The sequence below is a fragment of the Myxococcus sp. AB025B genome (assembly GCF_006518215.1).
Lineage (GTDB): Bacteria > Myxococcota > Myxococcia > Myxococcales > Myxococcaceae > Myxococcus > Myxococcus fulvus.
Map to the genome: position 1 here is coordinate 1 of NZ_SRLW01000362.1, position 8,944 is coordinate 8,944.

At 70.6% G+C, this 8,944-nt stretch carries 9 protein-coding genes; 5 read left to right on the top strand and 4 right to left on the bottom strand.

Annotated elements, in window-relative coordinates; all coding sequences use genetic code 11:
• Positions 1 to 142: 142 nt before the first annotated feature.
• On the top strand, positions 143 to 568 hold the full coding sequence (locus tag FL311_RS37605; protein WP_141332492.1) for a nuclear transport factor 2 family protein: 426 nt from the start codon (positions 143 to 145) through the stop codon (positions 566 to 568).
• A 13-nt stretch (positions 569 to 581) separates the two neighbouring features.
• On the opposite strand, the gene FL311_RS37610 is transcribed toward FL311_RS37605, so the two are convergent.
• On the bottom strand, positions 582 to 2,426 hold the full coding sequence (locus FL311_RS37610) for a GAF domain-containing protein (protein ID WP_141332493.1): 1,845 nt from the start codon (positions 2,424 to 2,426) through the stop codon (positions 582 to 584).
• Positions 2,427 to 2,920: 494 nt separating this feature from the next.
• Between FL311_RS37610 and FL311_RS37615 the strand changes: the two genes are divergently transcribed.
• The 4 genes from FL311_RS37615 (at position 2,921) to FL311_RS37630 (ending at position 5,740) form a co-directional block, all read left to right on the top strand.
• Complete coding sequence (locus tag FL311_RS37615; RefSeq protein WP_141332494.1) at positions 2,921 to 3,580, top strand: hypothetical protein; 660 nt, start codon at positions 2,921 to 2,923, stop codon at positions 3,578 to 3,580.
• A gap of 62 nt (positions 3,581 to 3,642) precedes the next feature.
• The gene (locus FL311_RS37620; RefSeq protein WP_141332495.1) at positions 3,643 to 4,221 is read left to right on the top strand and encodes a YceI family protein; all 579 of its coding nucleotides are present in this window, start codon (positions 3,643 to 3,645) and stop codon (positions 4,219 to 4,221) included.
• Positions 4,218 to 5,024 (top strand): Rieske (2Fe-2S) protein, encoded by an 807-nt coding sequence (locus FL311_RS37625; protein ID WP_141332496.1) that lies wholly within the window; start codon positions 4,218 to 4,220, stop codon positions 5,022 to 5,024. The genes FL311_RS37620 and FL311_RS37625 overlap by 4 nt, the downstream gene beginning before the upstream one ends.
• Positions 5,025 to 5,200: 176 nt before the next feature.
• Positions 5,201 to 5,740: a hypothetical protein gene (locus tag FL311_RS37630; protein ID WP_141332497.1), complete on the top strand. Its 540-nt coding sequence runs from the start codon at positions 5,201 to 5,203 to the stop codon at positions 5,738 to 5,740.
• A 22-nt stretch (positions 5,741 to 5,762) separates the two neighbouring features.
• Here FL311_RS37630 and FL311_RS45660 read toward each other — a convergent pair whose 3' ends face one another.
• The 3 genes from FL311_RS45660 to FL311_RS37650 all read right to left on the bottom strand — a co-directional run bounded on the left by FL311_RS45660 (position 5,763) and on the right by FL311_RS37650 (position 8,632).
• Positions 5,763 to 7,409 carry a CBS domain-containing protein gene (locus tag FL311_RS45660; protein WP_228557342.1) on the bottom strand — a complete coding sequence of 549 codons (1,647 nt, stop codon included), beginning with the start codon at positions 7,407 to 7,409 and terminating at the stop codon, positions 5,763 to 5,765.
• Positions 7,410 to 7,595: 186 nt separating this feature from the next.
• On the bottom strand, positions 7,596 to 7,766 hold the full coding sequence (locus tag FL311_RS37645) for a hypothetical protein (protein WP_153882721.1): 171 nt from the start codon (positions 7,764 to 7,766) through the stop codon (positions 7,596 to 7,598).
• 182 nt (positions 7,767 to 7,948) lie between these two features.
• A complete protein-coding gene (locus FL311_RS37650; protein ID WP_141332498.1) occupies positions 7,949 to 8,632 on the bottom strand; it encodes a hypothetical protein in 684 nt (227 codons plus the stop codon).
• Between the last annotated feature and the right edge of the window lie 312 nt (positions 8,633 to 8,944).

Consider the following 8,944-nt stretch of genomic DNA (forward strand, 5'->3'; position numbering starts at 1 on the left):
TCTCCGCCTCGTTGAAGCGGCTCACGTCCGGGTCCACCGTCACGCCGCCCTCCACCTTCGGGTTCGGCGCGAACGGGATGGCGCATGCGCAGTCTCCTTCCATGGGCCCCCCTTCCACCCAGGGGCGAGCGAGGACACGCGCATGGCGACGGAGCGAGCGCAGCGGTTCGTGGAGGCACTTTCGAGCCTGGAGGAGGACGGCGATTTGGAGGCGCTCGTCGCGCTCTTCAGCGACGATGCCCATGTGAGCAACCTGGCCTCTTCCCGGGTGTTCAAGGGGAAGCAGGGCGCGCGTCAGTTCTGGCGCGAGTACAAGGCCACGCTGCGCCAGGTGAAGTCGTCCTTCCGGAACATGATTGAGGCGGGGGACCGGGTGGCGCTCGAGTGGGAGTCCCATGGCACCGCGCAGAACGGCGCGGCCGTGGCCTACGAGGGCGTCTCCATCCTCGAGTGGGATGGCGAGCACATCCGCCGCTTCTACGCGTACTTCGACCCGCACGCGCTGGGGGAGGAGCTGGCGCACGGCACCGCGCAGCGCTCCCAGGTGCCCTCCACCGCACCGGCGTGAGCGGGCCTGGGGCTCAAGTCGTCTCCGGCGTCCTGGGCAGCTCCACGGTGACGGTGGTGCCCAGCCCGGGTGAGCTCTCCAGGTGGATGTGCCCTCCATGGGCCTCCACCACCTGCCGGGAGAACCACAGCCCCAGGCCGAAGCCGCCGTAGTGCCTGAGTGGCACCGCGCGGCCGAAGCGCTGGAACAGGTGGGCGAGCTGCTCGGCGGGGATGCCGATGCCGCGGTCCCTCACCACCAGCCGCGCCAGGTCTCCGGGGATGCAGGTCACCTCCACCTCCACCGGGCGGCCCAGGCCGTACTTGAGCGCGTTGGACAGCAGGTGCGTCACCATGCCGTCCACGCGCGAGGCGTCCCAGCGCCCGGACACGGCGCCGTCGGCGCGCAGGAAGATGGTGGCGCCCGCGCGCTCCTTCTCCTCGGTGAAGCGCGTGAGCACCTCCCGGCACACGTCCACCAGGTCCACGGGCTCGGGCGTCAGGTGCAGCCGGCCTTCGGACAGGTGGGCCACTTCCAGCAGCTCGCGCACCAGCCGGCCCAGCCGGTCCACCTGCTGCACGGCGGACGTGGTGCGCGCCCGCACCTCGCCGTCCGAGGACATGCGCCGCAGCCGGGACAGCTGGAGCTTCAGCGCCGTCAGCGGCGTGTTCAGCTCGTGGCTCGCGATGGCGAGGAACTCGTCGCGCAGCTGGAGCGCCTGCTGCGTCTGGTGGAACAGGTGGGCGTTCTGCACGGCGGCGCTGGCGCGGCGGGCCAGCTCCATCGCCAGCTCCAGGTCCTCGGCCGTGTGGTGCCGGCCGGACAGGCAGTGGCCCAGCGTGAGGGCGCCGAGCACGCCCTCGGGCGTGTCCAGCGGGACGGACAGCCAGGACGTGGGGGCCAGGGTGCGCAGCAGGGCGAGCGTCTCCGGCCCGCACGCGGTGGACTCCACCCAGGCCGCGTCGACCTGGGGGGCGAAGACGGGCTGGCCGCTGGCGAGCGCGCAGATGGGCGTGCCGGGGCGCTCCGGGGGGCGCCAGTGGCTGGCGGCGAGCAGGCCGGCGCACTCGGGGGTGGCGGCGTGGAAGGTGCGGCGCACCTCGTGGTCCGGCCCCATCACGTCGATGATGCAGAAGTCGCCCAGGGTGGGGACCAGGCCCAGCGCGACGCCGCGCAGGGTGTGGCCCAGGTCCAGCGACGTGGCGAGCATGGCGGTGGCGTGCTGGAGCAGGCCCACGCGCTCCACCTGGCTGCGCTCGGCGGCGAGCAGCCGGGCCCGCTCCAGGGCCATGGTGGCCTGCTGGGCCAGCATGTCGATGAAGGCGCGCTCCTCCTCGTCGAAGTCGTGCGCGCGGCCCCAGATGAACGTGAGGCAGCCCACCGTCCTGTCGCGGGCGATGAGGGGCAGGCACGCGATGGACAGGTCTCCGTGCTCGGGGCGGGCGGGGACGGCCGCGATGGGGAAGCGCTCGGCCAGGGTGGCGAAGTCGGACAGCCACAGGGGCGCGCGGGTGCGCACGGCCTCGGCCACGGGGACGTTGGCGCCCAGGGGGACGTGGGTGAAGGCGGCCTCGATGGCCGGGGGGCAGCGCACGGTGTGGACCAGCTCCAGGGTGGAGCCCCGGGCCTCCAGCAGGTAGAGGCCGCCGGTCTGGGCCTCCAGGGTGCGCACGGCCTCCACGACGACGGCGCGGGCGACGTCCTCGGAGGTGAGGGCGCCGGAGAGGGCGAGCGTGAGCGACTGCAGACTTCGCATGCGCGCGCTGGCCAGCTCGGCGCTGGCGCGAGCGCGGCGGCTCTCCGCCAGCAGTTCCACGCCGGGACCCGGGCCCTCGTCGGGAGGAGGCAAGCGGAGGCTGACGGACGAATGCTTCTCCATGCGCGGCTGCCCGACGGCGCAGGTGACACCCCGGGCTGCCTCCACTGAAACGCATCCGGAGCCGGATTTCCGGCCCCGGACGGATGATTGTCGGGCGCCCGTCAGTCCCCCGCGCGGGCAGTGAACACACCGGCCGGGGTCTTCCGACCCCGAGCCCGGAGGAAGGTGGCTGTCGGACAGAGTCGGCGCCCACTCATGCGGCTTCCGCAACGCGGAGTGTGGCGCTACCGTCGCCCCTGGGCCTCGGAGTCATGCTTCCGGGGTCACCACCTGGTTGGGAGGTTTCGTTCGGGTCCCCTCATGCAGGCCGTCTCCGGCCGCCGCTCGCCTTCCACCATCGCGTCCACGAAACCCCTGGCCGGTCCCCGTTGCGGCGACTTTGCAATCGGTTCCGGGTTCTTCGTGAGTCACGCCGGCATGATGGAAGCAGGCCCCCGGCACCCCTGCCGCACCTGTCCGCCCCTCCGCCACGAGCCCTTCACGGATACCCACTGATGAACCGTCTCGCCGCCGTCCTCGTCATCCTATCGCTGCTGTCCACCACCACCGCCCAGGCCCAACAGAAGAAGTCGCCGCCCGCCAAGGACGCGCCCACGAAGCAGGCCCCCGCCGAGGAGCAGTCCCCTCCGGCCGAGGACCCCTCGCTGGACTTCGACCTCCTGGAGCCCGCCGAGGACGTCGCCGCCGCCCAGGTGGACCCGGAGCTGCAGAAGCGCCTGGACCGGCGCCGCACCATGCTCAAGCTGCACCAGGGCCTGGGCTTCGCGCTGGCCGCGGGCCTGGTCACCACCACGGTGATTGGCCAGCTCCAGTTCAACGACTCGTTCCGCGGCGGCGGCGATGACCGCAACCTGCTGGGGCTCCACCGCGGCTTCGCCGTGGGGACCTCCGTGGTCTTCGCCTCGGTGGGCCTGCTCGGCCTGCTCGCCCCGGAGCCCTTCGAGAAGCAGAACGCCGAGTGGGACACCATCTCCTTCCACAAGCTCTTCATGTCCCTGGCCACCGCGGGGATGATCGCGCAGATCATCCTCGGCATCATGGCCACGGACCGCTTCGGCCGGCTGTCGGAGACGGACCTGGCCACCGCGCACCAGGTGGTCGGCTACACCACCCTCGGGGCCGTCACGGCCGGCATCTTCACCCTCTTCTTCTGAATCTTTCCCCCCGAGCGCCGTTGGCCTCGGAGGGATGCCCTCTGCATCTCCTGGAGACGGACATGACTGTTCGACGACTCGCGCTGCTCGCCACCCTGCTGCTCTCCGTGCCCGCCCTGGCCCAGGGTGGAGCCAAGACGTACGCGCTCAAGAAGGACGCCAGCACGCTCACCTACAAGCTGCACCACCCCGCGCACGAGGTGGTCGGCACCGCGAAGCCCAGCGACGGCAAGGCCCTGCTGAAGGCGGACGGCACGCTGCAGGTGGCCGTGCGCGCCAACATCAAGGACTTCGACTCCGGCAACGCCAACCGCGACCAGCACATGTGGGAGGTGACGGAGGTGGCCAAGTACCCCATCGTCGACTTCAAGGGCGTGGCGCCGGGCGTGAAGGTGCCCGCGACGTTCCCCTCGAAGGTGCAGGTGACGCTCAAGGGCCAGCTGCTCTTCCACGGTGAGAAGCAGAGCGTGGAGGTGCCGGTGACGGTGCTGTTCAAGTCCGCCACGGAGGTGACGACGGAGGGCTCGTTCACCATCAGCCTGGAGCAGTTCAAGCTGGAGCGCCCGTCGCTGCTCATGGTGAAGGTGGACGACAAGCTGGTGCTGGAGCCCAAGCTGGTCTTCGTGGTGGAGGGGACGTGAGCACGTCGCGACGTGGCTTCCTGAAGGGCATCCTCGGCACGAGCGCCGCGGGCGCGGCGGCGACGGCGCTGCCGGGCTGCGCGCCGGACATCGACCCGGCGCCGGTGACGGACGTGACGGCCAGCGACGCGGGCGTGGTGACGCTGCAGGTCTCGCGCTATCCGGACCTGGAGCGCGTGGGCGGCGCGATTACGCTGCGTGTGGCGGGCGAGGAGACGGACCTGCTGGTGACGCACTCCGGGCAGGACACCTTCTCCGTGCTGTCCAACCTGTGCACCCACGCCGCGTGCCCGCTCGGCTTCGATGGGCGCGAGGTGGTGTGCCCGTGCCACCTGTCCAAGTTCAACCCCATCGACGGCGCGGTGACGCAGCGGCCGGCCACGGTGGGCCTGCGCAAGTTCACCTCCACGTACAACCCGGGCAACCAGGAGCTGACCATCGAGCTGCGCGCCGGCCAGGATGGTTTCCCCTCGGCGGTGAACGGCGAGGTGCGGCTGCCCTTCTCGCAGTTCCCCACGCTCAAGGACAACGGCAGTGTGGTGGAGGGCGTCCCCCGCGGCTATGGGAAGAAGATCTTCGTATTCCGACTTGCGGATGGGGCGTTGTCTGCCGTGGACTCCATTTGCTCGCATCAAGCATGCGAAGTGTCCTCGAACCCGAGCGAGCTGGGGCTAATTTGCTACTGCCACAACTCCACGTTCACGGCTCAGGGAGATCGGATTCAAGGGTTGGCGACCTTGCCCCTCAAGAAGTTCACCGTGACGGAGACGACGGACGCGGTGGTGGTGTCAGGCGTACGGTGAAACCCGGCGCGGAGGGGCCCTCCTTCCGCGTCTGGGCCCGCTGTCCATATGAGGCGGGCCCTTTGGGCTGGGGCTCGACGCCGCGCGACCTCGCCGGAGCCTCCGATGCTCCCGGTCTTCGTGGACTCCCTGCTCGCACGGGCGCGAGACTCGCGTCTGGCGAGCGGGAGGCGCGCATGGTGACAGGATTCAAGCGGCGACTGGCGGAGACCATCGCGTGGTGTCTGCCACGCGCCGAGGCCGCCAGGGCCGGGGTGACGACGCGCTCGGTGGAGCTGATGCCGCCGGTCTGCGGGCATGACGGTGACACGCTGGTGAACCAGTTGTTGAGCGCACCAGCAGTTCCCGCGGAGGCGGTGGGCTTCATCGTCGAGCGACGTCGCCGGGAGCTCGAGCGGATGAACCTGCCGCTGCCGCCACTCGGAGACTTGATGGGCGGTCGGGTGTTCGCGACGGACTTCAACTCGGACCTGTGCGGTGCGGCGACGGCGCCGTCGAACGGCTACCTGGATGACTACGACATCCCCGGCTGGGACACCTGGTTCGCGCACGACAGCGAGTGGAAGGACGGCTACGGAGAGGTCCACGGTGGCCTCGTCTACGGCTGGGTTCCGCCCGCGCTCCTCGAGCTCGCGGACATCGGGTTCTATGTGATTCCCGTGTCCAGCGTGTGGTGGGTCGAGGACGCGGAGCTCCGCCGACTGATGGCGACGTGAGCTCCGCTTCCTCGAAGTGACTTCAGCGCAGCCGCGTCCAGAACGAGCGGCGCGCGGAGATGCGCTCCAGGGCGCGTTGCAGCTCCTCGTCCGTGTCGGCGCGCTGGGCGATGTCTCCCAGCGAGATGATGCCGACGAGCCGGTCATCGCGCTCGATGACGGGGAGCCGGCGAATCTGCCGGCGGGCCATGATGTCGATGAGGCCATGCAGGCTCTCGTCGAGCGTCACCGCCTCCACGTCCTCGGTCATCACGTCCGCGGCGCGCAGTTGCTCCGGTGAAGTGCCACCGGCGAAGGCGCGCAGCGCGAGGTCCCGGTCCGTGACGAGCCCGACCAGGCGGCCCTGCTCGTCGATGATGGGGACGACGCCGCAGTCCTCGTCCTTCATGATGCGCGCCACCTCGCGCAGCGGGCTGTCACGCCGCACCGAGCGCACGTTGCGCGTCATCACGTCGCGAGCCGTCAGCGGCTCGCGCTGCCAGCGCTGGGACATCCCGAGCGGTGGCGCGCGATAGTCCTGGCTCCGGTCCTCGCGGAGGTGGTCCGCGACGAACGTGCGCTCCGAGCGCGAAGGGACCGCGGACCCCTCTCGACGCTCCGAACGAGAAACGCCTCGCGCGCCTTCCTCCGAACGCACCACCCCGGAGCGCTCACGCGACCGCGCGGACATCTCGCGCCCCTCGCGCCAGTCCTCATCGGAGTGCTGACGCGAAGGCGCGGAGAGGTCGCGACCGCCGCCCTCCGAATCGGGATGCTGACGTGAGGGCGAGGCGCCGCGCCATCCACCCTCGGAGCGCTCCTCATCGGAGTGCTGACGCGAAGGAGCGGAGAGGTCGCGACCGCCGCGCACGCCACCCTCCGAATCGGAGTGCTGACGTGAGGGCGAGGCGCCGCGCCATCCACCCTCTGCGCGCTCCGGGTCGGAGTGCCGACGCGAAGGCGCGGCCAGGTCGCGACCGCCACGCCATCCGCTCCCAGCGCGCTCACCCGGGCGGCTCACGTGGGAGCGCGCCTCGAACTCGAGCGTCTCCTCCGCGAGCCCCAGCTCCGTGTCGACATCGCCCGTGTGGAACGCGCGTCCCTCGCTCCGGCGCGGCGACTCATGGAGCGTGCTCGTCTCCAGCGGCAGCGGCGCCTCCTCGTGAGCCCGCCAACCCGAGACCGAGCGCGGCGCGTCCCCACGCATCCGCGACTCCTCGCCGCCGTACCCCTCCCGGTTCCAGGACCGGTAATCCGCGGGCTGGGGCGAAAGCTCCCGGTCCTGCGTCCCCATGCGCGCCCGAGGCCCCACGCCCGTGGCGTAGCGGTCATCCCGGTCATCGCGCCCATAGGGCCCGCCCTGGACTCCTCCGCTCGCCCACGCCTCGTCGGAGCGGTCCTCCACCGCCGTCCGGGGCTGCGCCATGCGCAGCGAAGCGGCGCGGTGATAGCGCCCCTCGCGCGACGAAGGCGCCTCATCCCGAGCGGGGTTCCAGCCCGACACATCGGACTCACTCCGCTCGCGAGACCCAGGCGGCGCCGCGTCCGCCGGCCGAGCCGTCTCCATGCCGGGCCGAGCGGCGGCCCCCCGCGCCTCATCCTTGCCGTTGTCCATCCCTCGATGCGCCATGCGGCGCACGCTGGTGATGGCCCCGCGCTCCACCAACCCGCCACACCCACGCGGACCCACCCGAGTGTCCGCTTCCCATCGGCCGCGCACGCCGACCTCCCACGAGCCAACACCCGCGCCGCCCTGCACCGGACACGCCCCCCGACCGCGGGGAGGGCCCGACACGGGCCCCCGCGAAACGAAACGCGCGTGCCCCCAGCAAGGGAGACACGCGCGAGCTTCAGCGAACCGAAGGACGACCGCGCTCTAGCAGCAGGGGTCGTTCTTCTCCTCGCAACAGGCCTGCGTGGTGGAGACCTGGGGCGAGGTGCTCTGCGTCTCGGTGGAGGTGGACGTGGCGCTGCCATCGCCTCCGTGGATGCGGGCGAGGTCCTTCACGAACAGCTCCTTCAAAGTCTTCACCTTGTGGCTCTTCATGATGCGTCTCCCGTAGGGGTGAGGCCGGTCGCCGAATCGACCGGTGCGCCGGAGCGTAGGCCCCGCCCGGAAGCCCGGGAAGCGTCATGTTTCACATGACTCACCGTGTCTCACGACTCACTCGAGCCCACTGAAATCTTCCACCGCGCTCCGAGCGCGGACGCCGTGCAGCGAATGCTCGTTCAGTGGACGGCCCAGCGCTCCGCGATTTCCTCACACGCGAGCACCACGTCACTGAGTCGGCGGATATGCGCGCGGGGCGCGGTGAAGAGGGTGCCCGCGAACACGTCCACCACCTGCACCATCCGGTGGTCCGACGGACCCAGCTGACACAGGTGCTGCTCGGCGAAGCGCTGCAGCATCGTCCCGATGTACTGCCCGGAGCGCTCATCCAGCGGATGGTGCTTGGAGAAGTAGAGCTTCATCAGGCCCACGCGTGGATTGCCATGTCGGTCCATGCGCTGGAGCACCACCTCCGGCCGCACGCTGATGGTGACGCCCGCCATCTCGAGCACGGGAGGCTCGGCGCCCACGGGGCTGATGATGGTGTCCTCCAGTCCCAGCCACGGCACCAGGTCCGCGAAGCGCTCCAGCGCCTCCGAGCACAGATGCAGCCGCTGCGCCTCGAACTCCGACTGCGGCACGCTGCACGCGAAGCGGCGCTGGTGCTCGCGGAGGATGGCCGGGTCCAGGTCACGACACAGGAAGTCCGTGATGGCGAGCGACGCCTCCGGGTAGCGCAGATACTGCTGCTCGGGCGGGTGCTTCTGGTCGTAGATGATGCGCTTGCGACGAGCCGGGGTGGCGGTGAGGTACTCACCCAGCTTGTTCACGGATACACGAGGCAGCTCACGGACTTCCGCCATGGAGTTTCCTCCCCCTGGATGTGCTGGCGAATGAGCACACAGTACAGGGAGGGGCTGACATTCCAGACGGGGCGTGAGGGATTGCGCGCGGGGTCGCCAGACACTCAATCAAGAAGAGGCCGTGGCCCGAGGGGACCTGGAGGGTTCGGGAAAGCCCCCTCGGGCCGGCCGTGAAGTCAGTCCTTCTCCTCCTCCAGGCTGCCCGGGAAGGCGGTCCAGTAGAGGTCGGGAAGAGGATTGGTGCCCGCGTCGCTGCGGGGACCGTCGCCGTCCGGGATGTCGTCCAGGATGGCCTCCGGCGTGCGCTCGGCG